Raw genomic sequence first — 23,197 nt, 5'->3', positions numbered from 1 at the left:
GCCGGCAGGCACGCCCGGGCAACCCGGAGGTCGTCGCCGCCGAGGATGCCGGCCACCTCCTCGAGCGTGAACCGGTCTGACGCGACGTCTCGCGATCGAGGCGTCGCGCGCAGGATCGTCCAGACTTTCACCGCACCAGCGGCTCGGCCACCATCTTCACGGGGTGGCCGCGGCTGACCAGCACCGCCGCGCTCGAATGCTCGGGGTCGCTCTCGAACCGGGTGCGAACCCAGGCGACCAGGAACTTCGCGTATTCTGAGGCGAGGAGCCGCGCCGAGGCCGGGTGGCGCCACCACTGGTCGGGGTCGACCCCCTCCGGGACGACCGGGTGCGGCACCACCTGGTGGCCCTCCGCGAGTGCGTGGTCGAGCTCCACCAGCGTGCGTGGCATGTGGTAGTTCGAGGTGACCACCGCGACGCTCCGGAACCCGTTCTCGCGCATCCAGCGCCGGATCTCGATCGCGTTGCCGATGGTGTTGCGCGCCCGGTAGTCGAGATCGACGCAGCAGGCGATCAGGTGCTGCTGGCCCGGGTTGAGCCGGGCGATCTCGTCGCGGCTGGTGCGCTCGTTGACCCCGGTGATGAGCAACCGCCGGCCGTAGCCGCCTGCGAGCAAGTCCATCGCATCCTCGATGCGCTGGGCGCCGCCGGTGAGCGCCACGATGCCGTCGGAGGGGCCGAGCGGCATCCGCTCGGAGCGGGCGAGGCCGGCCACGAAGGCGAGGAAGCCGAGGCCGAGGGCGAGCCCGGCGGCGAGGCCGAGGCCGGCAAGGCCGAGGGCGAGGCGGCGGCGCAGGCTCCACCGGGACGGGGGCGGTCCCTCGGATCCGCCGCCCGACCAGGACCAGCCCACCACGTCGCCGGTTCGCGTTGTCATTCCGCGCTGCATCCGCGAGGTCATCTCAACCGTGTCGAGCATAGTGCCGATTGCGGCGGCCGAGAGGCAACCGTCCCGGAGGCCGATTCGTTCACTCGCGCCGGTCCCTGTGAAGAGCGGGCAAGGACCGAGGCTAGCCGCCCTATCTGGCGTCAGGCTGGCCTCGGGGACGCGCATCACCCCTCCGGCAGCGCGTCGAGATCCGCCGGCGTCAGCACGCCGGTCGGCGCGCCCTCGTGGTCGAAGAGGGACTCGGCCAGCGCGCTCTTGCGCGCCTTCAGGTCCTCCATCTCCTCCTCGATGCTGCGCGCCGCCACGAGCTTGTGGACGAAGACCGGCCTGTCCTGGCCGATGCGGTGGGCGCAGTCGACGGCCTTGGGCCTTCACCGCCGGGTTCCACCACGGGTCGTCGAGGATCACCGTGTCGGCGGCGACGAGGTCGAGCCCGGTGCCGCCGGCCTTCGGGCTGATCAGGAACACCTGGGCCTCGCCGGCCTCGAAGCACCGCCCCACACCATCCGCCCGCTGCGGCCGGCGACGTTCCCCTCGATGGTGTCATCCCCGTCGGCCTCGATCTCGAGCACCCGGCCCGTCGCCAGATCGCTCATCCCGGCATCGGCGTTGCCGCGTCCGCAGTTGCGCAGGATGTCGCGTTCGGCGAATGAGTGCGTCCTGCGCATCGAAACGGGATCCACCTCCGGCCTGTCCAGGCCAAGGTAGGGGCCGGCCCGGCGTTGGAAACCGCGACGGCAGCCGGTCGGGCGAAGCGCCTGGTGCGTTTTCCGTCGGCCCGGAACGGACGGCCCCGCCTGTCGTTCCGGCCCTCGACAGGACGACAGGAGTGTACGAGCGCCCCATGACCATCGATCCCGCGCGCGACGAGACCGAGACCCTGTTCCAGCCCGGCCGCACCTGCTGGTGCGTCGCGCAGGCCGAGCGGGTCGCGGTGATGATCGATTCCGCCGAGTACTTCGCCCGGCTGGAGGACGCGCTGCGCCAGGCGCAGGATTCGATCCTGATCGTCGGCTGGGATTTCGACGGGCGCATCCGCCTGCGCCACGACGCGAGCCCCGAGGACTCGCCGCCCCTCGGGCCCCTGCTGCGCGACCTCGCGGCGCGGCGGCCCGGGCTCACGGTGCGGGTGCTGGTCTGGAGCGTCGCGACGCTGCACGGGCCGGGCGCGGCGCTGCCGCTCCTGTTCGGGGCCGAGTGGGAGGCGCATCCGCGTGTCGAGGTGCGCCTCGACACCCATCACCCGCTCTACGCCGCCCATCACCAGAAGCTCGTCTGCATCGACGACCGGATCGCGTTCTGCGGCGGCATCGACCTCACGGTCGGGCGCTGGGATACCGCCGCCCATACGGCCGGCGACCCCTTGCGCACCAACCCCGACGGCGAGCTCTACCCGCCGGTGCACGACCTGCAGATGGCGGTGGACGGCGAGGCGGCCGCGCGCTTGAGCGACCTCGCCCGCGAGCGCTGGCGCGCCGCCACCGGCGAGGCGCTGGCGCCGGCGACGGCCACCCGCCCGATCTGGCCGCAGGATTTGGGCCCGCTCCTCACCGACATCCCGGTCGCCATCGCCCGTACCATGCCGCTCCAGGGCGGCGAGCCCTCGGTCGAGGAGGCGGCGGCGCTCACCGCCGCGTCCCTGGCGGCCGCCAAGGAGACGATCTACCTCGAGGCGCAGTACCTCACGGCCAATTTCGTCGCCGACGCCCTCGCCGCCCATCTCGCGGCGGAGGAGGGGCCGGAGATCGTGGTGGTGCTCACGCGCCGCTCGCACAACTTCACCGAGCGCGTCGCCATGGGCACGCCGCGCGACCGGGTCCTGCGCCGGTTGCGCGCCGCCGACCGCCATGGACGCCTGTTCGTGGCCTACCCCGTCGTGCCCGGGCCGGAGGGCGATTGCGAGATCGAGGTCCACGCCAAGCTCGTCCTCATCGACGATGCCTTCCTGCGCATCGGCTCCTCGAACCTCAACAACCGCTCGGTCGCCCTCGACACCGAGTGCGACCTCGCGGTCGAGGCCCGCACCCCGGAGGAGCGCGCCGCGATCCGTGGCCTGCGCGACCGCCTGGTGGCCGAGCACCTGGGCGTTGCCCCGGCCGCGATGGCCGAGGCGATCGCGCAGGACGGGCTCATCGCGGCGATCCGGCGCCACATGGGCGGGCCGCGCAGCTTGCGGGTCTGCGAGGTGCCGGAGGAGGAAGGCCTGCTCGATCCGCTCATCAGCTCCGAGCTGCTGGACCCGGAGCGGCCGTTCGGGACGGCCTAGCCGCCCCACCCGCATCGCGCCACCGGAACACCGCCTCGGTCGCCGCGAAGGCGACGAGGCCGAGCGCCAGGGGCCCCAGGAAGTACAGGCACCGGAAGGCGATGAGCGGGCCGATGACGTCGGTCTTCGGCAGGAGGTGGACGACCACGCTCTCGATCACCCCGACGCCGCCGGGCACGTGGGTGACGAGCACCGCCGCGTTGGCGATGACGAAGACCGAGGCGACGGCGAGGAAGCCGACGTCGGAGACCGCCGCCAGCACTTGGTGCAGGCAGGCCGAGACCAGGGCGAAGTTGACCGCGCCCAGACCCACCTGCGCCGCCGCGAGCGGCAGCGGCGGCATCTCGATCGACCAGCGCCGGAAGGTCACAGGCTTGCGCCACCAGGCGGCCAGCCCGAGATAGACCGCCACGCCGCCCGCGCAGGCGAGGCCCGCCGCCAGCACGGCGCCCGTCCCCAAGCCCGTCACCTCCCGGGCGAGATCGGGATGGACCAGGACCGCCACGGCGCCGAGCGCCATCAATCCGACCGCGACGGTGACGCCGCAGAACAGCACCGCCTTGGCGACGTCCGCCGTGCCGAGACCCCAGCGGGTGTAGAAGCGGTAGCGGATCGCCCCGCTGCTCAAGCCCGCGAACCCGATGCTGTGGCCGAGCGACAGGCTGATGAAGGCCGCGAGCGCCACCCTCGGGTATGGCAGGGGCTTTCCGGCGGCGCGCAGGGCCAGCCAGTCGATCCCGGTGAGGCAGAGATAGCTCGCGGCGGCGAACCCCCCGGCGGCGGCGAGCCGGCCGGCGGGGAGCGTCCGCACCGACTCGATCAGCTGGTTCAGGCTGTAGCCGGCGAGCGTCCGGTAGAGCAGGTAGCCGCCGAGCGCGACGCTGAGAACGGTGAGGAGGATGGTCCAGAACCGGCGGCGCGCGGAGGTCTCCTCCCTGGCTTTGGCTTGTTCTTGGGCCTGTTCTTGGGCCTGCGTCACGCGGGTTCCTCTCGGGGCACGGGGATGTGGGGGGCGAAGACCGGCGCGAGGTCGAGGTCGGCGACGAGGGCCAAGTGGTCGGAGGCGACCCGTGCGAGCCTGCCGCCAAGGGTGCGCACCTCCCGCACCGCGATGCCGCGGCTGACGAAGACGTGGTCGATGCGCAGGAGCGGCAGGCGGGCCGGGAAGGTCGGCCGCAGCCAGGCCCCCTTCCCTTGTGCGTCCGGCAGCCGGGCGGCGAGGCGGCGATGGACGCTCGATCCCGGCAGGGTGTTGAAGTCGCCGAGCAGCACCACCGGGTCGCGGCAGGCCGGATCGGCGAGGAAGGCGGGCCCGAGCAGCGCTTCGGCCTGCGCCCGCCGCTCGCGCCGGTCGAGGCCGAGATGGGTCGTGACGACCTGCACCTCGGTGTCGCCGGCGGTGATGGCCGCCCAGAGCGCGCCGCGGGGCTCGCACCCGGCCCGGCCCGGCAGCGCCCCGGCGCGCACCAGCCGGGAGGGAAGGGCGGTCAGGATCGCGTCGCCGTAGAGTTCCTCCATCACCCGCATCGCCGGATGGAAGTGGGAGCGCATGCCGAGATGGGCGGCGATCGCCTCCGCCTGGTCGATCCCGCCGCTGCGGGCGCGACCGACATCGAGCTCCTGCAACGCCACCACGTCCGCCCGACACGCGGCAATCACCGCGGCGATGCGCTCCGGGGCGAGCCGGCCATCGGCGCCGAGGCAGCGGCGCACATTGTAGGTGAGGACGCGGAGCAACCGGGCGGGGCCTTCCGAAGGGGCGGACCTCCCTCAACGGCCGAGCCTGCCGGTGGTTCGGATCCTCCGCCACGCTTGCCGCGAAAGCGAAATGTTAGATCCTGAACGGATCAAGCCGGCGCGCGTTCTCTCCCGGCGCCGGAGGGGACGGGATGCTTGATGCGGGGGGAGCCGGATGAGGATCGTGGTCTTCGGGCTGACGATCAGCTCGTCCTGGGGCAACGGCCATGCGACCCTGTGGCGGGGCCTGTGCCGGGCGCTCGCCCGCCGCGGCCACAGCGTCGTGTTCTACGAGCGCGACCTGCCGTTCTACGCTCCCCACCGCGACCTGTCCGCGATCCCGAACGGGCGCCTCGTGCTGTTCTCCGGCTGGGAGGAGATCAGAGCCCAGGCCGCCCGCGACGTGGCGGGGGCCAACGTCGCGATGGTGACCTCCTACTGCCCCGATGCGCGCGCCGCCACCGACCTCGTCCTGGGGTCCAAGGCGCTGCGCGTGTTCTACGACCTCGATACCCCCGTCACCCTCGACGCCTTGCGCCGCGGCGAGGCGGTGGACTATGTCGGCCCGAAGGGGTTTTCCGGCTTCGACCTCGTCCTCAGCTATACCGGCGGACCGGCCCTCGACGCGCTGCGGAGCGAACTCGGCGCGCAGCGCGTGGCGCCGCTCTACGGCCATGTCGATCCGGAGGTGCACCGGCCGGCGGCAGCCCAGGCGCCATACGCCGCCGACCTCTCCTATCTCGGCACCTACGCGGCCGACCGGCAGGCCAAGGTCGTGTCCTGCCTCGTCGAGCCGGCACGGCGGCGGCCGGACCGGCGCTTCCTGATCGGCGGGGCGCAGTACCCGCAGGACTTTCCCTGGACCGACAATATCTTCTTCGTGCGCCATCTGGGCCCGCAGGAGCACCCGGCCTTCTACGCCTCCTCGCGCCTGACCCTCAACGTCACCCGGGCGGCGATGGCCGCCATGGGCTGGTGCCCGTCGGGCCGGCTGTTCGAGGCCACCGCCTGCGGCGCCGCCGTGCTGAGCGACACGTTCGACGGGCTCGACGCCTTCTATCGGCCGGGCGAGGAGATCCTGCTCGCCGAGACGCCCGACGCCGTGCTCGCCGCCCTTGACCGGAGCGACGCGGAATTGCGCCGCATCGCGCAGGCCGGTCGCGCCCGCACCCTCGACCACCACACCTCCGCGCACCGGGCGGCGGAGCTGGAGGCCATCCTCGACAATGCCCGGCAGCCGATCGCGATGGAGGCGTAAGACCGCATGTGGGGCATCGTTCCGGCCGCGGGCCGCGGCAGCCGCATCCAGCCGCTCGCCTTCTCCAAGGAATTGCTGCCGGTCGGCAGCCGCCTGCGCGACGGGGCCGAGCGGCCCTGCGCGGTGAGCGAGTACGTCGTCGAGCGGATGATCCGCGGCGGGGCGGACAAGATCTGCTTCGTGATCGCCCCGGGCAAGTCCGACATCGTCGAGTATTACGGCTCGGGCTACGGGCCGGCCCCGATCGCCTACGTGGTGCAGCCGCGTCCCGAGGGCCTGTGCGACGCGCTCTTCCGCGCCCTGCCGCTGATCGCCCCGGACGAGCCGGTGCTGGTGGGGCTGCCCGACACGGTGTGGTTCCCGGATGACGGGCTCGCGCGCCTGCCGGCGGACGGCCTGTCCTTCCTGCTCTTCCCGGTCGAGCGGCCGGAGCTGTTCGACGCCGTGGTGCTCGACGGCGACGCGGTGCGGGAGATCCAGGTGAAGCGCAAGGATGCCGCCTCGTCCTGGGTCTGGGGGGCGTTCAAGCTCACGGGTCGCATTCTCGCCGAGCTGCACGCCCTCTGGCAGGCGCGGCGCTGCCGCGACGAATATCTCGGCACCCTCGTCAATGCCTGGCTCGAAGCGGGTGGCCGGGCAGTCGGCGTGCGCGCCGGCAGCGCCTACGTCGATACCGGCACGCTGCACGGCTATCGCGCCGCCATGGCGCTCCTCGGGACGGAGGAGTCCGGGGAAGCGGTCGCCGGGCGGCGCCTGTCGCTGGGAGGACCGGGGGCGCAGGGCGCGGAGGCGGTGCCGTAAGTTTAGGCGATGGTCGGCACGATGCCGCCCTCGACCCGGAGGCTCGCCCCGTTGGTCGCCGCCGCGAGCGGGCTCGCGAGATAGGCCACCAAGCCGGCGATCTCGTCGGGCTCGATCATCCGGGCGAGCAGCGACAGTGGGCGGTGGACCCGGAAGAATTCCGCCTCCAGCTCGGCCGCCGGGGCATTCGGATCGGAGGCGACGCTCTTCAAGAAGTCCACGATGCCCTCCGAGCGGGTCGGGCCGGGCAGCACCGCGTTCACCGTCACGCCGGTGCCGCGGGTGCGCTGGGCGAGGCCGCGGGCGATGGTGAGCTGCGCCGTCTTCGACACCGCGTAGTGCAGCATGTCGGTCGGCGGCACGATCCCCGATTCGCTCGACACGAACACGATCCGCCCGGACTTCTTCGCCAGCATGCCGGGGAAATAGGCCTGGGCCAGCCGGGCGCCCGAGACCACGTTGACCTCGAACAGGCGGTGCCAGTCCGCGTCGGTGATCTCCTCGAACGCCTTCGATTCGTAGATGCCGAGGTTGTTGACCAGGATGTCGACCGCCGGCAGCGCCGCGATCAAGGCCGCGGCCCCCTCCGCCGTCGCCGGGTCGGCCAGGATCGTGCGGGGCGCCCGCGCACCAGGCTCGGCGGTGATCGCTCCCGCTGCCGCATCGAGCTTCGCCTGGTTGCGGCCCGGGAGCACCACCTCGGCGCCCTCTGCCGCGAGGCGGCGGGCGATGGCGAGGCCGATGCCGGCGGTGGCGCCGGTGACGAGGGCGGTCTTGCCGCCGAGCTTGAGGTCCATCGTGGGGCTCCGTCTGTGGAGCCCCCGAGATGACGATGCCGGCGATTGATGACCAGCGCGCGGGCCGGCACGATGATCGTGCATCGGACGCAACAATGGACCGCCCATGGACAACCGCCTCGGCGAAATGGAGGCCTTCGTGCAGGTGGCGCGCCGCGGCAGCTTCGCGTCCGCCGCCAAGGCCCTGCGCTGCACGCCGTCGGCGGTGAGCCGGGCGGTGGCGCGGCTGGAATCGCGCCTCGGCGTCGGCTTGATCCGGCGCACCACCCGGGCGATGACCCTGACGCCGGAGGGAGAACTCTATGTCGCCCGCGCGGGCGAGCTGATCGCCGAGTTCGACGCCATCGAGGACAGTTTCGGCCGCGACGCCGCCCAGCCGAGCGGATTGCTGCGGGTGAACGCCTCGGTGCCGTTCGGCATCAAGGTGATCCTGCCGGTGCTGCCGCGCTTCCTCGTCGAGCAGCCGCGGATGCGCGTCGACCTCGCGCTCACCGACGACGTGGTCGATCTCGTCGAGGCCAGGGCCGACGTGGCGATCCGCATCGGGCCCCTGCGCGACACCCGCCTGCGGGCGAAGCTTCTGGGCCGCAGCCGCCTCGCTGTGGTGGCGACGCCCGACTACCTCGCACGCTGCGGCACGCCCGCCCATCCGGACGCGCTCTCCGACCACAACTGCCTCAACTTCAGCTTCCGCCGCTCCCTCGACACCTGGCCGTTCCTGGTCGACGGGGTGGTGTCGCAGCGCCCGGTGCACGGCAACTTCTTCGGCAATTCCGGCGAGGTGGTGCGGATGATGGCGCTCGGGGGCGCCGGCCTCGCCCGGCTCGCCCGCTTCCACGTCGACGAGGACATCGCTGCGGGCCGCCTCGTCCCGGTGCTGGAGACGTTCAGCCCGGGCGACGCGGAGGACATCCACGCCCTCTATGCCGGGCACGAGCGGCTGTCGTCGCGCATCCGCTGCTTCGTCGATTTCCTCGCTGCCCATGCGGTGGTCCGGGGGTGAGACCGTCCGGTGAGCCGGTGCGGTTCCTCAGCAGGGGCCTGGACGCACAGCCAATTATTCGGAACGCTCGGTCATGGAGGCCGCGGTCGGGATCGGGCACAGTCATGCTCTCACCGGAGCGCGTGCCGACCGCGCCCGGCCGTCCCGGAGTCTCGTGGTCCCTCATGTCATCCTGGTTCTCGCGGCTCGTCGCCGTCCTCCTCGGCCTGCGGCCGGGCCGTCCCTCATCCGATCCAGGCGCCTGGATCCTGCTCGGCGACGGGCGTGGCGTCTCATGGTGCGGCGGCGAGGCGGCCGGCCCGTCGCTCAACGGTCCCACGCCGCCGCCTGCGCGGTGATCCACTCCCGGAAGCGTGCGACTTTCGGGGCATCGGTCTCGGTCGGGGTGACCAGGAAGAAGCTGTAGGGGCTCGCCACCTCGTCCGGGAAGGGACGGACCAGGCCGGTGCCCGAGACGAGATCGCCCCCCAGCACCCGCGTGGCGAGGCCGACCCCGCCGCCGGCGGTGGCGACCTGCAGCACCATGAAGGTGTGGGTGAAGCGAGGTCCGCGGGAGGCGTCGACCCCGGCGACGCCCGCCGCCGCAAGCCATTGCGGCCAGCCCACGGCCTCGAGGTCGATCGGGTCGTCGTCGTGGAGGAGCGTGTGGCGGGCGAGATCCCGGGGTGAGCGCAGCGGCGGCTCGCCGTCGCGCAGGGACGGGCTGCAGACCGGGAAGACGACGTCGTGCATCAGGAGGTCGGAGCGCAGGCCCGGATAGCGCCCGCGCCCGTGCCGGATCGCCAAGTCCGCATCGTCGCGGGCGAAATCCACCAGGCGGTTGTTGGCCACCACCCGCACGTCGAGGTCGGGGTACTGCGCACGGAAGCTGCCGATGCGCGGGATCAGCCACAGGCTGGCGAAGGAATGGGTGGTGCTCACCGTCAGCACGTGGTCCTGGCCCTGACGGCGCAGCCGGGCGGTCGCCTCGGCGAGGTGGTCCAGCACCTCGCCGGCGGCGGCCGCGAAGCGCTGGCCCGCCGGGGTCAGGGCGACGCCGCGGCTCGGCAGGCGGCGGAACAGGGCTAAGCCGAACCACCCTTCCAGGATCTTCACCTGCTGCGCCACCGCGCCGGCGCTGACCCCGAGCTCGTCCCCGGCCTCGTGGAAGGTGGCGTGGCGCGAAGCGGCCTCGAAGGCCCGCACGGCGTTGAGCGGCGGCAGGCGGCGGCGGGGATTCCGGTCGAGTGCCATGGCATGATCCAGACGGGACGTGACCCAGATTTCCTGCGGCGACGGACGAGGCGATCTGGTTTGATCGTGGCGGCTCCGAAAGGCAATCTCCCCCCATCGAGCAACCATCCGTCCCACCCGGAGAGAGCCATGACGAGCCTCGTCGCTGGCCGAGGAAACCTGCGCCTCGTTCCCGCCATCCGTCTCAGTCCGCCGCGCCCGCGCCCCGCCGCATCGCTCGTCCAGCGGCTCGAATTGTGGGCCGACCGCCGGCGCGAGCGCCGCGCCCTGCTGGCCTGCCCCGACGGGCTGCTCAAGGATGTCGGCCTGTCGCGGGCCGATGCACTGCGCGAGGCGGAGAAGCCGTTCTGGCGGGATTGATCCGCCGGGATTGCGCCGCAAGGAACGGGATGCCGCAGGAGTGCCCGTTCGTCATGGTGCGGCTCCCTCCCGACGGAGCCCGACCCCGATGCAGCCTGCCGCCAACCGCCCCATGACCCCCTCGGAATGGGGCCTGCTCCTCGGCCTCTCGGTCCTGTGGGGCGGCTCGTTCTTCTTCGTCGGCATCGGCTTGCGGGCGCTGCCGCCGCTCACCCTGGTGTTGCTGCGGGTCGGTCTCGCGGCCGCGATCCTCGCCCTGGTGCTCCGGGTGCGGGGCATCCCGATGCCGCGGGGCGCCTCGGTCTGGCTCGCCTTCCTCGGCGCGGCCTTCCTCAACAACGCGGTGCCGTTCTGCCTCATCGCCTGGGGGCAGACCCACATCGCCTCCGGCCTCGCCGCGATCCTCAACGCCACCACGCCGCTCTTCGGCGTGCTGGTGGCGCATGGGCTCACCGACGACGAGCGCCTGACGGGCCATCGCCTCGCCGGCGTGCTGGCGGGCCTTGCGGGCGTTGCCGTGATGGTCGGCCCTTCGGTCCTCGCCGGGCTCGGGGGCGAGGCGCTGGCGCAGGGCGCGATCCTGCTCGCCGCGCTCTCCTACGCCTTCGCCGGGATCTACGGGCGGCGCTTCAAGCGCATGGGCATCCCGCCGCTCTCGGCCGCCGCCGGGCAGGTCACCGCCGCAACCATGCTGCTCCTGCCGGTCGCCCTCGCGGTCGACCGGCCCTGGACCCTGGCGCCGCCTCCCGCCGCGGCCATAGCGGCCGTCCTCGGCCTCGCGGCGCTCTCGACGGCGCTCGCCTACGTGATCTTCTTCCGCCTGCTGGCGAGCGCCGGGGCGACGAACCTGATGCTCGTCACCTTCCTGATCCCGGTCTCGGCGCTCCTCCTCGGCGCCCTGGTGCTGGGCGAGCCGGTGGTGCCCCGCCAGCTCCTCGGCATGGCGCTGATCGGGATGGGGCTGGTGGCGATCGACGGGCGGTTGCTGCGGCGGCGGGCCGGCAGGTCCGAGGCTGCGGCGCAGGGGAAGTCGTGATCGCGCGGCGGACCCGATCCGCCCGATCGCCGGGAGGGGCGATGGGAGGGGACGACGCATCCATCAATGTCCGGGCATAGGCCGCGATTCGATTTTACCCAAGGTCAATGATATTCTGGTACACGTGTCGTCGCAACGCGTCGCGGCCATGCGGAGCAGGCTTGGTGCGCCATGTCGGTGGTGATGCGAGGAGACGACATGGTCGAGGCGTTGAAGAAACAGCTTCTGCGCTGGCTTCCCTCACCGCAGTTGAACGATCCGAACGGCGCCTCGACATATGGCCGACGCCTGGATGGGCTGTCCGCCCTGGCATGTATCGCCGTCCCGAGCTTCACGGGTCTGTTCGCCTGGTATGCGATGTGGCCGCTCTTCCTGGCCATGGCCGGATCGGGCGTCCTTCTCGTCACCGCCTCGCTCATCTATCGGTGGAGCGGAAGCCTCGTCCTCGGCCGGGAAATCTATCTCGTCTCTCTGTTCGCGTTCAATGTCTACGAGGTCGCCTATTTCGGAACCATCCTGGCGCCGGGGAGCGCGTGGCTGGTCGCGGTCCCCGTCCTGGCGATCATGGTCGGCGGTCGTGCCTCCGGGCTGGCCTGGGTCCTCGTCACGGTGGCGGCAATCGTCGCCCTGGGCCTGCTCGGCCACCTCGTGATGGAGCCGGCATCGTTCTCTGCCATAGATATGCAAATCATCAACAGCATTGGCATGATTTATCTCGTCACATGTCTCGCGATGTTCGTGTATTTTGTGGAGTACGAGCGCTCGCTGGCCATCGTCGGCCTCATCGACATGAACGAGACCGTGCGCAAGCTCGTCGTCAGCGATCCCCTGACCGGGGTGTTCAATCGCCGTCACCTCGGCGATCTGATCGCCGCGGACGATGCGCGACCGATCGAGGCCCGCCTCATCCGGGCCGTGGTGATGATCGACATCGATCACTTCAAATCGATCAACGACAGGTTCGGCCACCTCGCGGGCGACAGCGTGATCAAATGCGTCGTCGAGGCGATCGCCACGGAAGCCGGCCCCGACAATCCCGTCGGACGCTTCGGGGGCGAGGAGTTCGTCTGCCTCGTCCAGCGGTGGCCGGGCGCGCGGAACGGGCTCGGCGCGCAGCGGCTCGCCGAGGCCATCCGCTGCCGGGTGTCGGGGACCGTCCTCGACGGCGTTCCGGCGCTCGAGCGCGTGACGGTCTCGATCGGCTTCGCCGACTGCGCGCGGTTCGGCAGCACGCAGGCGGCCCTGCCCGAGGCGGATTTCGCGCTCTACGCCGCCAAGGAGGCGGGGCGCAACTGCGTGCGCGAAGCCCGGCCCGAGCCGAGGCCCGTCGCCCGGGCGAGCTGAGGCGTCCTGCCCGGGACCGGACGCGGTCCCGGCGGACGGAGCGTTCCTCGCGAGATCGCGGGCTCACACCGTGACGGGCACGTGCACGTCGATGACGGTACCCGGCCGGTCGGGGGTGAAGCGGCCGTCATAGAGCTCGAAATCGGGGCTGCCGGCCATCGTGAGGCCGGAAGCCGGGATCAGCTCGCCCCAGATGGTCGCCATGGCGCGCTTCACCTGCGGGTGCAGGGCCGTCCCGTCCAGGGTGATGCGGAACACCGCGTAGGTCGCGGCCGGGATCGTCTTGCGCACGAAGCCGGCGGGCAGGCTGCCCTCCGGCCGCACGCCCACGCCGGCCATGTAGTCGAAGCGGCCCTCCACCTTGTCGGCGCTCCAGACGACGCCGTACGTGGCCCAGCTCGGCACCTGCCCGTCGACGAACGGCAGGCCTCGGATCATGGCGGACCAGAGATCCGGAATGGTGGAGGCGGTCGCCTGGTCGAAGCGCCGCGTCGGGCCGGCGACGGTGAACGCGTCGAGGGTCACGAGATCGGGCAGGTGAGCGACGGCGCGGGACATCTCGGTGGATGTCGACATGGCGGGATCTCCGTCCGGGGGGAGGGTTGCGAGGCCGCGGCGGAAGCGGCCGGGGGTGACGCCGAAGCGGCGCCCGAAGGCGCGGGTGAAGGCTTCCTGTGATTCGAAGCCGGCCTCGAAGGCGAGATCGACGAGCCGCAGGTCGGGCTCGGCGGCGAGGCGCCGTGCCGCCCGCACGAGCCGGCGTCCGCGCACATGCGCCATGGGCGCGAGGCCCATCCGGGCAGTGAACAGGCGCGAGAAATGGTAGGGCGACAGCCCCGCCCGGTCGGCGAGGCGGGCGAGGGTCAGACGCTCGTCGAGCCGCTGCTCGATCCAGGCGAGCGTATCGGCGACGAGGTCGGGTCCGGGGGAGGGGGCTCGATCCATGCCGTCATCATGACGGAGGGAAGCGGCGGGCGTCCTGACCGGTCTTGCTGTGGGCGGAGTCTGGCCGATGCCGTCGCCAGGATCGATACCCACCGGGTCGTTCCGGGGCCGCGAAAGCGGCGCCCGGACTCCAGACACACAGGTGGATAAAGAACAGGCGACAAGCCGGCCGCTTTGGGCTTCTGCTCCTCAAATCCAGCGCTTGCGCCGCTTGAAGCTCTTCAGGTTGCGAAAGCTCTTGCGCTGGTCGCCGGCGCCGCCGAGGTAGAATTCCTTCACGTCCTCGTTGGTGCGCAGCTCCTCGACGGTGCCGTCGAGCACCACCTTGCCCTGCTCCATGATGTAGCCGCGGTCGGCCACCGAGAGGGCGGCGCGGGCGTTCTGCTCGACGAGCAGGATGGTGACGCCGAGATCGCGGTTGATCTGGCGGATGATGCCGAAGACCTCCTTCACCAGGAGGGGCGAGAGGCCCATCGAGGGCTCGTCCATCAGGATCAGGCGGGGCCGGGCCATCAGCGCGCGGCCGATCGCCAGCATCTGCTGCTCGCCGCCCGAGAGATAGCCCGCCGCCCCCGTGCGCTCCTTGAGGCGCGGGAAGTAGGTCAGCACCCGCTCGAGGTCCTGGCCGATCTCGCGGTCGCGGCGCGAGAACGCGCCGAGGCGCAGATTCTCCATCGGCGTCATGTCGGCGACGATGCGGCGGCCCTCCATCACCTGGAAGATGCCGCGGCGCACGATCCGGTCTGGCTCGATGCCGTCGATGCGGGCGCCGTCGAACACGATCTCGCCGCGGGTGACCTCGCCGTCCTCCGAGCGCAGGAGGCCCGAGATGGCTTTCAGCGTCGTCGACTTGCCGGCACCGTTGGCGCCGAGCAACGCCGTGATCGAGCCCGCCGGCACGTCGAGGCTCAGGCCGCGAAGGACGAGGATCACGTCGTCGTAAACGACCTCGACGTTGCGCAAGGAGAGGAGAGGGGCGGGCGCCGCGTCGGCGGTCGGGCGTTCCAGGGTCATCACCTGCGACATCGGGCGGCTCCAGGCATGGCATCTCCCTCCCCCCTCTGCGGGGGAGGGTGCCCCACGGAGTGGGGTGGGAGAGGGGACGCCGTTTCCGGAAAGGTCGCGAGCGCAATGACGGGCTCCACAGCCGGCTCCGTCGCGCTGCCCCTCTCCCGGCTCACTGCGTTCGCCACCCTCCCCCGCAGAGGGGGGGAGGGCAAGTCAGGGTTCAGCCGGCAAGCCTGCGGCTCACCACCCCTGCCACTCGCTCTTCCTCGGCAGCGTCACGGTCTTGACCGGCTCGAGCTTGATCGTGCCGGCCTTGATCAGGTCGGGCAGCGCCCCGTCGGTGGGCCCCGAGACCTTGGCGCGGTAGATGTTGACCTCCATCATCCCGCGATGGTCGGTGGGCGACCAGGTCGAGGGGACGCAGACGCCCTCCATGCCGGCGGGCACCCAGTCCTTCTTCTGGTAGAAGCCCTTGCGGACGTTGGGGCCGGCGAGCCCGCCATTGTCCTTGGCCCAGGCCAGGGCCTCGGTCATGTAGAGGGCGGCGCAGATGCCGGTGTAGTAGTGCACCGGCCGGTAGGCGGTGCCGGCAGGGTCCGAGACCTTCGAGATCTCGGCCGCCATCGCCATGCCCGGCGCGGTGCTGCCGCTCACCGCCGCGGTGCGGACCGGGAACACGACGCCGTTCGCCGCCTCGCCCGCCGCCTTGGCGGCGTTCTCGTCCATGCCCCAGACATTGCCCATGAACTGGATGTCGGTGCCGACCGACTTGCAGGATTTGAGCAGCGAGATGTTCGAGCCGCCGGTATTGCCGAGATAGGCGTAGTTCGCGCCGGCATTCTTGGCGGTGAGGCACTGCGCCGTGTAATCGCCGGGCGCGAGCGCGAAGACGATCGCCGGCAGCACCTCGAAGCCCAGGTCCTTCGCCATCGCCTCGCCGGCTTCCTTGGGCGAGTTCGGGTAGGGGTGGTTGCCGCCCATATGGACGTATTTCGGCTTGCCGGTCTTGCCCTTGGCCTTCCAGTCGTCGGCCGCCCACATCAGCATGGCGCGCAAGGCGTCCGAGTAGCTCGGCCCGTAGAAGAAGTTGTAGGGCGCGGCCTTGGCCTTGCCGCTGGCGCCGGTCGGGTCGCTCACCTGCGCGGCGTAGGAGCCGGAGATGTACGGGATCTCGTCCTTGGTAACGAAGGCCGAGAGCGCCTCGGTATCGGCTGTGCCCCAGCCCTGGATCGCCGCGACCTTGTCGCGCCCGCCGGTCCACTTCTTGTAGAGCGCGACGGCGCGCGGCACCTGGTAGCCGTAATCGACCGATTCGACGGCCATCTTCTCGCCCTTGATGCCGCCCTTGCGGTTCACGTAGGCGAGCGCGTCGGCGACGCCTTGGGCGTAGGGCACGCCGACGTCGGAGGTGGCGCCGCTCTGGTCGGCGAGGTGGCCGATCGGGATCTCGGCGGCGAGCGCTGGGACGGCCAGGACGAGGGCGGCGGCCGAGGCGAGGGACAGGCGAAGCATCGGTTTGGTTTCCTCCAGGTTGCGGGCTGTTCTCAGCCTCGTTCGTTCATGTCAGTGCGAGAAGGGATAGAGCTTCCAGTACGCCTTGATCTGGCGCCAGCGGTGGGCGAGCCCGTCGGGCTCGAACATCAGGAAGAGCACGATCACGAGGCCGATCGCCATCTCGCGCAGGAAGGACAGGTTGTCCTTGAGCGACAGGGCCCGGTCGAGGGCGGAGCCGCGGACCGCGTCGGTGATCCAGCCCATCGCTTCCGGCACCAGAACCATGAAGGCGGTGCCCATCAGGGTGCCCATGATCGAGCCGAGGCCCCCGATGATGATCATGCCGAGGAACTGGATCGAGAGCAGGATGCCGAAGCCCTCGACCGAGACGAATTGCAGGTAATGCGCGTAGAGCGCGCCGCCGATGCCGGCATAGAAGGCCGAGAGACCGAAGGACAGGGTGCGGTAGCGGGTGAGGTTGATCCCCATCATCTCCGCCGAGAGATAGTGGTCGCGCACCGCCACCAGCGCCCGGCCGTCGCGGGAGCGCATCAGGTTGGTGGCGAGCACGAAGGTCAGCACCAGGTAGGCCAGCACGACGTAGAAGTAGCGGTGGTCGGTGTCGAAGGCGAAGCCGAAGATCGAGAACGCCTCGGCGTGGGTGCCGGCGACGCCACCGGTGAACCAGTTCGCCCGGGCGAAGAAATCCTGGAGGATGTACTGCGCGGCGAGCGTTGCGATGGCGAGGTAGAGGCCCTTCAGCCGGGCCGCCGGCAGGCCGAAGACGAGGCCGACCGCGGTGGTGACGACGCCCGCGAGCGGGATCGCGAAGAAGACCGGGATGCCGAGATTGTTCGACAGCCAGGCCGAGGCGAAGGCGCCGAAGCCGAAGAAGGCGGCGTGGCCGATCGAGATCTGCCCGGTGAAGCCGACCAGGATGTTGAGGCCGAGCGCCGCCACCGCGAAGTAGCCGATCTGGATCAGCAGGCTGAGCCAGTAGCGGTCGAGCACCAGGGGGGCGAAGCACAAAACCGCTAGCCCCGCCCAGACCGCGTAGCGGCTGCCGGCGGTCGGGAAGATGGTGGTGTCGGCGGCATACGTCGTGCGGTAGTCGCCGGCGGGGATCAGGCTCTGGGTCGCCATCAGACGCGCTCGATGTCGCGGGTGCCGAACAGGCCGTAGGGCTTGATCATCAGGATCACCACCAGGACGTAGAAGGGAACGATCTCGTAGAGGTTGCCCCAGTGCAGGTACTGGCCGTCGACGTATTGCGCGACGTTCTCCAGCACCCCGATCACGAGGCCGCCGATCACCGCGCCGACGACCGAATCGAGCCCGCCGAGGATCACCGCCGGGAAGACCTTGATGCCGTAGAGCGAGAGCGCCGAGGACACGCCGTTGACGATGCCGACCACGATTCCGGCGACGGACGAGACCACCGCCGAGATCGCCCAGGCCAGCGCGAAGACGTTGCGGACCGAGATGCCGAGCGACTGGGCCACCTGCTGGTTGAACGCGGTGGCCCGCATGGCCAGCCCGTGCTTCGAGTAGCGGAAGAACCAGGCGAAGCCCGCCATCATGGCGACCGAGATGCCGAGGCTCATCAGGTACACGGTCTGGATCTCGAGCCCGAGGATCGAGACCGACTGGGTCTGGAAGATCGGCGGGAAGGGCTGGGCGAAGACGCCGAACAGCCACTTGCACAGGGCCTGGAAGAAGATCGACAGGCCGATCGTCACCATGATGACCGAGATGATCGGCTCGCCGATCAGCGGCCGCAGCACCACCACCTGCAGGGCGATGCCGAAGACCAGCATGAACGCGAAGGTGACGGCCATGCCGACCAGGAACGGCAGCTGGTAGGTGGTGAGCAGCCACCAGCACACCCAGGCGCCGATGAGCAGGAACTCGCCCTGCGCGAAGTTCACGACCTGGCTCGCCTTGTAGATCAGGACGAAGCTCATCGCCACCACGCCGTAGAGGGCGCCGACGATCAGCCCGTTGACGACGAGCTGGAGCAGGAGATGGGTGTTCATGGGCGCGAGACCCTTCTCAGGAAGGCCCTATTCGGCGGCGGCGAGGGTGGTGGGGGCCGCCGTGAGGTCGATCACCGGCAGGGTGGTGCGGATGCGCTGGGTGGTGCCGTCCTGGAACCGGATCACCGTATCGACCCGGTAGCTCGGCGCGCCGGCATAGATCGTGTCGATCAGGTCGGCATATTTCTCGTTGATGACGCCGCGGCGGACCTTGCGGGTGCGGGTCAATTCGCCGTCGTCGGCGTCGAGCTCCTTGTAGAGCAGCACGAACTTGGCGACGCGCTGCACGTGGGTCAGCCCGGCATTCACCCGCTCGACCTCTTTGCGGATCAGCTCGATCACCGCCGGCTTCGCGGCGAGGTCCGAGTAGGTCGTGAAGGCGATGCGGTTCTTCTCGGCCCACTTCGCCACCACCGCGTAGCGGATGCAGATCAGCGCCGCCAGGACCTCGCGCCCGGCGCCGAGGATCACGGCTTCCGCCACGTAGGGCGAGAACTTCAGCTTGTTCTCGATGTATTGCGGCGAGAAGCGCTCACCGTGGGCGTTGACGGCGAGGTCCTTGATCCGGTCGATGACGACCAGCTCGCCCTTCTTGTCGACGTAGCCGGCGTCGCCGGTGTGCATCCAGCCGTCGCGCACGTCGCTCGGGGCGTTCGGATCGGCCTTGTAGTAGCCGTGGAACATGTTGGCGTGGCGCGCCAGCACCTCGCCGATGCCGTTGCGGTCGGGATCGAGCACCCGGATCTCAATGCTGTCGTCGAAGGGCACGCCGACCGTGTCGAAATCGACCGTCTCGCCTCGGTGCAGGGTGTAGGCGCCCAGCGTCTCGGTCTGGCCGTAGAGCTGGCGCAGGGGCACGCCCATGGCACGGAAGAACCGGAACGTGTCGGGCCCGAGGGCCGCGCCGCCGGTCGCCGCCGAGGTGAGCCGCGTGAAGCCGAGCCGGTCGCGAAGCGCCCGGAACAGCAGGGCGTCGGCCGCAGTGGAGCGCGTGCCCTTGTCGAGGGCGTCGAGCCCCATCGTCATTCCGCGCTCGTAGAGGGCGCGCTTGAACGGCGAGGCGTCCATCATCCGGGCGCGCACGTCGGCGGCGACCGCCTCCCAGACCCGGGGGGCGAAGAGCACGAAGGTCGGGGCGATCTCCCGGAAATCGTGCATCAGGGTGTCGGCATCCTCGACGAAGTTGACCTTCATGCGAGAGAGGAGCGCCTGGCCGAGCGCGTAGACCTGCTCCATGATCCAGGGCAGGGGCAGCACCGAGACGTAATCGTCCTGCGGCCCCTTCGGGTCGGCGGCGAGGTAGCGGGCGCAGTGGCGCAGCACCCGGCCGCCGCTCAGCATCGCGAGCTTCGGCCGCGCCGTGGTGCCGGACGTGGTGCAGAGGATCGCCACCGCCTCGCCGTCGGTCGCGTCGACCATCCGGTCGTAGAGGCCGGGATCGCTCGCGTGCAGGGCCTCGCCCCTGGCGGCGAGGGCGTCCGCCGAGATCAGCCGCGGGTCGTCGTATTTGCGCATCCCGCGGGGGTCGCAGAACACGATGTGGCGCAAGCTCGGCACGCCGTCGGCGAGGTTGAGGAGCTTGTCGACCTGCTCCTCGTCCTCGGCGATCACCGCCTTCACCTCGGCGAAGGCGAGGAGGTACTGGACCTCGTCCTCCAGCGCGTCGCGGTAGAGGCCGAGCGACAGGGCGCCGAGCGCATGGGCGGCGATCTCGCCGGCCACCCAGTCGGGCCGGTTGTCGCCGATGAGCCCGACCACGTCGCCGCCGTCGATGCCGAGGTCGGAGAGGCCGAGCGCGAAGGCGCGGGTGCGGGCGTGGTACTCGGCCCAGGTCGTCGGCCGCCATAACCCGAAGATCTTTTCCCGCAGGGCCACCTCGTCCGGGTGCTCGGCGGCGTTGCGGCGCAGGAGCTTCGGGAAGGTGTCGGCCTGGTCGGCAAGCGCGGTGAAATCGGTCATCACGACACCGCCCTCACGGGTTCGGGAGCGGCCGGCGCGTCGTCCTCCTCGCCGAGATAGGCCTTGCGCACGTGGGGATCGGCCAGGACCGCCTCGGGGCGGCCCAGCGCGATGCGGCGGCCGAAATCGAGCACCATCACCCGGTGCGAGATGTCCATGACCACGCCCATGTCGTGCTCGATCATCACGACGGTCATGCCGAACTCCTCGTTGAGATCGACGATGTAGCGGGCCATGTCCTCCTTCTCCTCGAGGTTCATGCCGGCCATCGGCTCGTCGAGGAGGATCAGCTTCGGCTCGAGCGCCATGGCGCGGGCGAGCTCGACCCGCTTGCGCAACCCGTAGGAGAGGGTGCCGGCCGGCGCCTTGCGGTAGGCCTGGAGATCGAGGAAATCGATGATCTCCTCGACCCGGCGGCGATGCGCCAGCTCCTCGCTCCGCACCCCCGGCAGCCAGTACAGCGAGCCGGTGACGAAGTTGTTGCGCATCAGGTGGTGGCGCCCGACGAGGATGTTGTCGAGCACGCTCATGTGGTGGAACAGCGCGAGGTTCTGGAAGGTCCGGCCGATGCCGAGCTTCGGGCGCTGGTTCGGCGTGGCTTTGGTGATGTCGCGGCCGTCAAGCAGGATCTGGCCCTCGGACGGCCGGTAGCGGCCCGAGATGCAGTTGATCATCGAGGTCTTGCCGGCGCCGTTGGGGCCGATGATCGAGAAAAGCTCGCCCTTCTCGACCGCGAAGCTGACATCCGTCAGCGCCTTGACGCCGCCGAAGCGCAACGAGATCTGGCGAACCGCGAGGGTCTCCGCCACGCCTGATCCTCCCTGGGGATGGCGGCCGCGCTCGTGTCCGGCGCCGCTCTGCCAATCGCGGATACCGGGTATGCGTCCCCGTCATCCGCCATGAAAATACGTTCGACTGTTTTTTTCCGAGCGTCAAGTGCTACACTGGCGCGACGAAAGTCGAGGGGGCGGGAGCCCCGCGAGGGCAGGGTTAGGGGCCAGCATGGCGCGTATCGCAGGCTCGTCGGGACCGCGGACCGAGGAGGCCATCCGGCGGGCGGGGCTCAGCCTCATCGCCACCCACGGCTACGCCGCCATGAGCCTGCGCCAGCTCGCGGCCGAGGTCGGCATTCAGCAGGGCTCGCTCTACAACTACTTCCGTAACAAGCAGGAATTCCTGTTCGACCTCATCCGCGGGCACATGCTCGACCTGCACGCGGCCCTCGACGCGGCCTTGCTGCCGGAGGGGAGCGCCGAGGCGCGGCTGACCCGGTTCACCGAGTTCCACGTCGCCTACCACGTCGCCCGGGCGCAGGAGGTGTTCATCTGCTACTCGGAGCTGCGCAGCCTCGAGCCGGACAACCTCGCCGCGGTGGTGGCGATGCGGCGCGACTACGAGCGCAAGCTCGGCGACATCCTCGACCACGGCTGTGCCACCGGCGAGTTCCGCCTGGCCGACACGCGGATGGCGACGCTCGCCATCCTCGCCATGCTGTCGGGCATCTGCACCTGGTACAGGCCGGACGGGCGCCTCTCGCGGGAGGCGATGCAGGAGATCTTCACCGGCATGGTGCTGGCGCTCGCCCGCGGCGAGGCGGCGGAGGCCGTCGCGGTGCCGCCGCGGCGGCGCGGGGCCCTGCGGGCCGGAATCGGGTAGGGCGCGGCCTCGCGGGACGCGGTGGACCGCCGATGATACCGCCGCGGGTCAGATGCCGTACGGGCAAGACCTTGTCGCGCCTGCCCAAATCGCTCCATGAGCTAACGAAATAAACCGACTGTTCACGACCCGGCATCTATTTCCGGAGCGTCATCCGGCAAGGTCCGGATCCGGAGTGGCCGCTTCATGTTCGTGCTCACCCTTCCCCGCAAGTTCGCGTTGCTGATCGCGCTCGCCGGCCTCAGCCTGGTCGGCTTAGGCGGGGTCGCGCTCAACTACCAATACGAGACGATGATGGCGCAGCGCATCGAGCGCCTCTCGCTCATCACCGAGGCGGCGGCCAACATCGTCGAGCACTACCGCCAGAAGGCCGGCAGGGGCGAGATGGGCGAGGCAGCCGCCCGCGAGGCGGCGCTCGCCGACATCGCGGCGATGCGGCACGGGCGCGACAACTACCTGTTCGTCAATGACGGCACCGGCACCGTGGTCGCCCACCCCGCCGTGAAGGTGGTCGGCCGCAACCTGATGGGCGTGACCGATCCGACCGGATTCCGCTACGTCGCCGACGTCATGCCCCGCGCCAAGCGCGACGGCGCGGCGACCTTCCGCTACACCTGGGTCCCGGAAGGCGAGACGGCGGCCGTGCCGAAGATCGGTCTGTTCCGCTACCATGCTCCGTGGGACATCTACATCGGCGTCAGCGAGTATGTCAGCGACCTGCGGGCGATGATCGTCGCCCAGGTCGAACGCCTGGCGGTCGCAGGCCTCGTCATCCTGCTCGTCCTTGGCGGCGTCTCGCTCCTGATCGTCCGCTCGGTGGTGCGGCCGATGGAGCGCCTGCGCGCCGCGATGACCGGTCTCTCGGAAGGGCGCACCGACCTCGCGGTGCCGGAGGCGGGACGGCGCGACGAGGTCGGGGCGATGGCCCGCGCCGTCCTGGTCTTCCGCGACAATGCGATCGAGCGCGAACGGCTGCGGGGCGAGAGCGAGGCCGAGGAGCTGCGCCGGATGCGCCGCGCAGCGTCGCTGAACGAGCTGATCCAGGGCTTCGAGACCGCGATCACCGGGGTCATCGCCACCGTCGCCGCCGCCTCCGGCGAGCTGCGCGGCACCGCCCAGGCCATGACCGCCACCGCGACGCAGACCGCCGCGCAATCGACCGCCGTGGCCGCTGCCGCCGAGGAGGCCGCCTCCAACGTCGAGACCGTCGCGGTGGCTGCCGAGGAACTCGGCGCCTCGGTGGCGGAGATCGGCCGCCAGGTCGACGGCTCGGCGCGGCTGGCACAGGCTGCCGTGGCCGAGGCCGGGCAGACCGCCGGGCAGGTCCGGGCGCTGACCGAGGCGACGGCCCGCATCGGCGACGTGGTCGGGCTGA

22 protein-coding genes and 1 pseudogene are annotated in these 23,197 nt (G+C 70.7%); 9 read left to right on the top strand and 14 right to left on the bottom strand.

From position 1 onward, the window contains the following. Positions 1-127: 127 nt before the first annotated feature. From MFF64_RS26055 to MFF64_RS26045, 3 genes and pseudogenes are all read right to left on the bottom strand, one after another. On the bottom strand, positions 128-877 hold the full coding sequence (locus MFF64_RS26055) for a YdcF family protein (protein ID WP_238192779.1): 750 nt from the start codon (positions 875-877) through the stop codon (positions 128-130). Positions 878-1,053: 176 nt separating this feature from the next. After that, positions 1,054-1,363 (bottom strand): annotated as a pseudogene (locus MFF64_RS26050) (helicase-related protein); the annotation flags it as partial. Further along, positions 1,348-1,572: a DUF342 domain-containing protein gene (locus MFF64_RS26045; protein WP_165795506.1), complete on the bottom strand. Its 225-nt coding sequence runs from the start codon at positions 1,570-1,572 to the stop codon at positions 1,348-1,350. The pseudogene MFF64_RS26050 and the gene MFF64_RS26045, both read right to left, overlap by 16 nt. 161 nt (positions 1,573-1,733) lie before the next feature. On the opposite strand from MFF64_RS26045, the gene MFF64_RS26040 reads away from it, so the two are divergent. Further along, a complete protein-coding gene (locus MFF64_RS26040) occupies positions 1,734-3,155 on the top strand; it encodes a phospholipase D-like domain-containing protein (RefSeq protein ID WP_238192778.1) in 1,422 nt (473 codons plus the stop codon). Here MFF64_RS26040 and MFF64_RS26035 read toward each other — a convergent pair. Together MFF64_RS26035 and MFF64_RS26030 are read right to left on the bottom strand one after the other, a co-directional pair. Continuing rightward, the gene (locus MFF64_RS26035) at positions 3,109-4,134 is read right to left on the bottom strand and encodes a lysylphosphatidylglycerol synthase transmembrane domain-containing protein (protein ID WP_238192777.1); all 1,026 of its coding nucleotides are present in this window, start codon (positions 4,132-4,134) and stop codon (positions 3,109-3,111) included. The genes MFF64_RS26040 and MFF64_RS26035 overlap by 47 nt on opposite strands. Continuing rightward, positions 4,131-4,892: an endonuclease/exonuclease/phosphatase family protein gene (locus MFF64_RS26030; RefSeq protein ID WP_099899331.1), complete on the bottom strand. Its 762-nt coding sequence runs from the start codon at positions 4,890-4,892 to the stop codon at positions 4,131-4,133. Before MFF64_RS26030 ends, MFF64_RS26035 begins: the two co-directional genes overlap by 4 nt. 175 nt (positions 4,893-5,067) lie before the next feature. On the opposite strand from MFF64_RS26030, the gene MFF64_RS26025 reads away from it, so the two are divergent. Both MFF64_RS26025 and MFF64_RS26020 read left to right on the top strand, forming a co-directional pair. Further along, positions 5,068-6,150, top strand: a complete 1,083-nt coding sequence (locus MFF64_RS26025) for a CgeB family protein (RefSeq protein WP_099899333.1) — start codon at positions 5,068-5,070, stop codon at positions 6,148-6,150. Between the two features lie 6 nt (positions 6,151-6,156). Beyond that, on the top strand, positions 6,157-6,951 hold the full coding sequence (locus tag MFF64_RS26020; RefSeq protein ID WP_099899335.1) for a nucleotidyltransferase family protein: 795 nt from the start codon (positions 6,157-6,159) through the stop codon (positions 6,949-6,951). A gap of 2 nt (positions 6,952-6,953) precedes the next feature. Here the strand turns inward: MFF64_RS26020 and MFF64_RS26015 are convergent, their stop codons facing one another. Beyond that, positions 6,954-7,748, bottom strand: coding sequence for an SDR family NAD(P)-dependent oxidoreductase (locus tag MFF64_RS26015; protein ID WP_099899337.1), 795 nt, complete (start codon positions 7,746-7,748; stop codon positions 6,954-6,956). A gap of 106 nt (positions 7,749-7,854) precedes the next feature. Here MFF64_RS26015 and MFF64_RS26010 point away from each other — a divergent pair, with 106 nt between their 5' ends. Beyond that, the gene (locus MFF64_RS26010) at positions 7,855-8,751 is read left to right on the top strand and encodes a LysR substrate-binding domain-containing protein (RefSeq protein WP_099899339.1); all 897 of its coding nucleotides are present in this window, start codon (positions 7,855-7,857) and stop codon (positions 8,749-8,751) included. Positions 8,752-9,057: 306 nt separating this feature from the next. Here the strand turns inward: MFF64_RS26010 and gcvA are convergent, their stop codons facing one another. After that, complete coding sequence (gcvA, locus tag MFF64_RS26005) at positions 9,058-9,984, bottom strand: transcriptional regulator GcvA (RefSeq protein WP_099899341.1); 927 nt, start codon at positions 9,982-9,984, stop codon at positions 9,058-9,060. Between the two features lie 129 nt (positions 9,985-10,113). Here gcvA and MFF64_RS26000 point away from each other — a divergent pair, with 129 nt between their 5' ends. The 3 genes from MFF64_RS26000 (at position 10,114) to MFF64_RS25990 (ending at position 12,724) form a co-directional block, all read left to right on the top strand. Beyond that, the gene (locus tag MFF64_RS26000) at positions 10,114-10,344 is read left to right on the top strand and encodes a DUF1127 domain-containing protein (protein ID WP_099899344.1); all 231 of its coding nucleotides are present in this window, start codon (positions 10,114-10,116) and stop codon (positions 10,342-10,344) included. A gap of 88 nt (positions 10,345-10,432) precedes the next feature. Continuing rightward, positions 10,433-11,380: a DMT family transporter gene (locus MFF64_RS25995; RefSeq protein WP_099899346.1), complete on the top strand. Its 948-nt coding sequence runs from the start codon at positions 10,433-10,435 to the stop codon at positions 11,378-11,380. A gap of 198 nt (positions 11,381-11,578) precedes the next feature. Next, on the top strand, positions 11,579-12,724 hold the full coding sequence (locus tag MFF64_RS25990) for a GGDEF domain-containing protein (protein WP_238192776.1): 1,146 nt from the start codon (positions 11,579-11,581) through the stop codon (positions 12,722-12,724). Positions 12,725-12,787: 63 nt separating this feature from the next. Here the strand turns inward: MFF64_RS25990 and MFF64_RS25985 are convergent, their stop codons facing one another. The 7 genes from MFF64_RS25985 to MFF64_RS25955 all read right to left on the bottom strand — a co-directional run bounded on the left by MFF64_RS25985 (position 12,788) and on the right by MFF64_RS25955 (position 20,975). Then, the gene (locus MFF64_RS25985; protein ID WP_238192775.1) at positions 12,788-13,669 is read right to left on the bottom strand and encodes an AraC family transcriptional regulator; all 882 of its coding nucleotides are present in this window, start codon (positions 13,667-13,669) and stop codon (positions 12,788-12,790) included. Positions 13,670-13,858: 189 nt separating this feature from the next. Beyond that, entirely contained in the window at positions 13,859-14,695 is an 837-nt protein-coding gene (locus MFF64_RS25980; RefSeq protein ID WP_099900111.1) for an ABC transporter ATP-binding protein, read from the bottom strand. 222 nt (positions 14,696-14,917) lie between these two features. Then, complete coding sequence (locus tag MFF64_RS25975; RefSeq protein ID WP_238192774.1) at positions 14,918-16,189, bottom strand: ABC transporter substrate-binding protein; 1,272 nt, start codon at positions 16,187-16,189, stop codon at positions 14,918-14,920. Between the two features lie 51 nt (positions 16,190-16,240). Next, a complete protein-coding gene (locus MFF64_RS25970) occupies positions 16,241-17,314 on the bottom strand; it encodes a branched-chain amino acid ABC transporter permease (RefSeq protein WP_099900115.1) in 1,074 nt (357 codons plus the stop codon). Beyond that, a complete protein-coding gene (locus MFF64_RS25965; protein ID WP_099900117.1) occupies positions 17,314-18,207 on the bottom strand; it encodes a branched-chain amino acid ABC transporter permease in 894 nt (297 codons plus the stop codon). Before MFF64_RS25965 ends, MFF64_RS25970 begins: the two co-directional genes overlap by 1 nt. A gap of 27 nt (positions 18,208-18,234) precedes the next feature. Next, a complete protein-coding gene (locus tag MFF64_RS25960; RefSeq protein WP_238192773.1) occupies positions 18,235-20,166 on the bottom strand; it encodes a long-chain fatty acid--CoA ligase in 1,932 nt (643 codons plus the stop codon). Continuing rightward, entirely contained in the window at positions 20,166-20,975 is an 810-nt protein-coding gene (locus MFF64_RS25955; protein WP_099903449.1) for an ABC transporter ATP-binding protein, read from the bottom strand. Before MFF64_RS25955 ends, MFF64_RS25960 begins: the two co-directional genes overlap by 1 nt. Positions 20,976-21,168: 193 nt before the next feature. On the opposite strand from MFF64_RS25955, the gene MFF64_RS25950 reads away from it, so the two are divergent. Both MFF64_RS25950 and MFF64_RS25945 read left to right on the top strand, forming a co-directional pair. Then, positions 21,169-21,822 carry a TetR/AcrR family transcriptional regulator gene (locus MFF64_RS25950; protein ID WP_099903451.1) on the top strand — a complete coding sequence of 218 codons (654 nt, stop codon included), beginning with the start codon at positions 21,169-21,171 and terminating at the stop codon, positions 21,820-21,822. A 186-nt stretch (positions 21,823-22,008) separates the two neighbouring features. Further along, positions 22,009-23,197 (top strand): cache domain-containing protein (locus MFF64_RS25945; protein WP_238192772.1); only part of this gene is annotated, 1,189 nt, incomplete at its 3' end.

The organism is Methylobacterium frigidaeris, assembly GCF_022179185.1.
Taxonomy (GTDB): Bacteria; Pseudomonadota; Alphaproteobacteria; order Rhizobiales; family Beijerinckiaceae; genus Methylobacterium; species Methylobacterium frigidaeris.
The sequence above is the reverse complement of the archived record's forward strand: the minus strand, read 5'-3'. Positions and strand labels throughout refer to the sequence as shown.